At 32.9% G+C, this 568-nt stretch carries 1 protein-coding gene; it reads right to left on the reverse strand.

What is annotated here, in order from left to right; genetic code table 11:
- Positions 1-568, reverse strand: a 568-nt coding sequence (locus DMC01_RS14255; protein WP_185908983.1) for a hypothetical protein, incomplete at both ends; no start/stop codon positions are given.

Below are 568 nucleotides of genomic sequence, written 5' to 3' on the forward strand. Positions count from 1 at the left end.
GTTCTCTTGTGCCACTAATTCATATTCTCCATTTTCTTGTCGTTTTAATATTTGATAATCCGACAAAGTATATTTTGGTGTTTGTGTATGACGATTTATAAAGATGACATATTGTGTGGGTTTGTAGTATCTAAGAGGCAAGCTAGTTTGCTTAAAAGCCTTAGTTATTAAATGCTCATCCTTTTCATCATAAGAAAAACACAAAGCTCTTTTTGCCTCAGCTTCTTTGTGTATATGAAGATAAACTGTGCCTTTGTCCTTGTGTGTCATTTGCACCTTGTAGGTATGCTTTTTATCCCTTAACTCGATATAATCTTTTAAGCCCTCTATTTGCTTTGTATAAAGCTTGCATAGCTCTTTTCTATTTTCATACAAAAACAAGCCTCTATAATCATACACCAAGGAATATCTATGCTCTAAGGCTATGTTTAGTTGGGCTAAACGATCAATTACTAAGTGGGTTTTCTTTCCAAGTAAATTGCCATCAATCTTAAATACTTCCTTATAATACACCTGTCTTTTTTGTATGAAGCTTCTTGTTTCTTCTTTTAATCTTGCCTTTATGCTT

This window comes from Campylobacter troglodytis (assembly GCF_006864425.1).
GTDB classification, from domain to species: domain Bacteria; phylum Campylobacterota; class Campylobacteria; order Campylobacterales; family Campylobacteraceae; genus Campylobacter_D; species Campylobacter_D troglodytis.